This window comes from Mycolicibacterium palauense, assembly GCF_002592005.1.
GTDB classification, from domain to species: Bacteria; Actinomycetota; Actinomycetes; order Mycobacteriales; family Mycobacteriaceae; genus Mycobacterium; species Mycobacterium palauense.
Genome location: NZ_NVQF01000192.1, coordinates 1 through 1,566 on the forward strand (window position 1 = coordinate 1; position 1,566 = coordinate 1,566).

General features: G+C 67.9%; 2 protein-coding genes. One reads left to right on the plus strand and one right to left on the minus strand.

Features of this window, described 5'->3' with window-relative positions:
• Positions 1-812: LysR family transcriptional regulator (locus tag CSR00_RS29795; RefSeq protein ID WP_141564545.1), on the minus strand; the 812-nt coding region annotated here is incomplete at its 3' end.
• Positions 813-898: 86 nt separating this feature from the next.
• Between CSR00_RS29795 and CSR00_RS29800 the strand changes: the two genes are divergently transcribed.
• Positions 899-1,566, plus strand: a 668-nt coding sequence (locus CSR00_RS29800) for an SDR family oxidoreductase (RefSeq protein WP_099025940.1), incomplete at its 3' end; no start/stop codon positions are given.

Sequence of the window (1,566 nt, forward strand, 5' to 3'; positions counted from 1 at the left end):
GCCTGCACCGGCACGAGCAGGGTCGGGGTCAGGTCGATGACGTTGACCCGGCCGGCCATCACCGGCCCGGCCTCTGCGGTGACCAGTGCGATGGCCCCGGTGGTCAGGGGTGCGGCGACGGTGGCCGCGCCCTGGACCCGGCTGACCACGTAGTCGGGTTCGAAACCGGCGCGCCGGCAGGCGCTGAGCAGAAAGTCGCTGTAGTAGGAGGCGCCCGGTGGGGCCCACAGCGCGAGCCGGTGGCCTTTCAGATCGGTGATGTCGAGCTCGGAGGCCTCCGCCAACGGGTGCCCGACAGGCACCGCGGCGCGCACGCGGTGATAGTCCACGACCGCACCGGACAGCTCACCGACGGCCGACACTCCGCGGCGCAACCCCAGCTGGACGGTGCCGTCGAGCACCCCGGCGGCGAGGTCGGCGGGATACATCTGCCGCAGCGTGAACGACATGTCGGGGAACGCCTGGACCGCGGGTTCGATGACCGAGTAGGCCTCGATTCCGCTCAGCGCCGGGGTGTGCCCGACGATCCAGGCCTGCTGGGCTCCGGCGCGCACGTGGTCGCGCAGGGTGCGGGCCGCGGCCAGCAGCGGCCCCGATTCGTGGACGAGGGTCCGGCCGGCCGCGGTCAGGGTGATCCGTCGCCCCTCGCGGCGGAACAGCGCGGTTCCGAGGTCGGTTTCGAGCTGGCGCACCGAGCTGCTGAGCGCTTGCTGGCTCAGATGCAGCGCAGCTGCGGCCCGGGTGAAACTCCCACTGTCGGCCACCGCGATGAAGTGCCGCAGTCGGCGCAGGTCGATGACATCGGGGGCCATCAACCCATCCTATAACAAGCAATACTTGTGGTAACTGCCGTTTTTACTGCTTTTCTTTGGGAATTGCGCTGCCTACCGTCGGATGCATGACCACTCTCGAAGGAAAGACAGCAATCGTTGCCGCCGGCGCCAAGAACCTCGGCGGACTGATCAGCACGAGCCTGGCTCAGCGCGGGGTCAACGTCGTGGTGCACTACAACAGCGACGCAACCGCCCCCGAAGCCGACAAGACCGTCGACATCGTCAGGTCCACCGGCGCCAAGGCGATCAAGGTCCAGGGCGATCTGACCGTGCCGGCGAACATCACCGCGCTGTTCGACGCCGCGATCGCCGAGTTCGGTTCGGTGGACTTCGCCATCAACACCGTGGGCAAGGTGCTGCGCAAGCCGATCACCGAGACCACCGAGGCCGAGTACGACTCGATGTTCGCGATCAACTCCAAGGCCGCCTATTTCTTCATCCAGGAAGCGGCCAAGCGCCTCAACGACGGCGGCAGCATCACCACGATCGTCACCTCGCTGCTGGCCGCCTACACCGACGGCTACTCGACCTACGCCGGCGCCAAGGCCCCGGTCGAGCACTTCGTCCGCGCGGCGTCCAAGGAACTGTTCGCCCGCGGCATCAACGTCAACAACATCGCACCGGGCCCGATGGACACCCCGTTCTTCTACCCGCAGGAGACCCCGGAGCGGGCCGCCTTCCACGCCAGCCAGGCCATGGGCAACCGGCTCACCGACATCACCGACATCGCCCC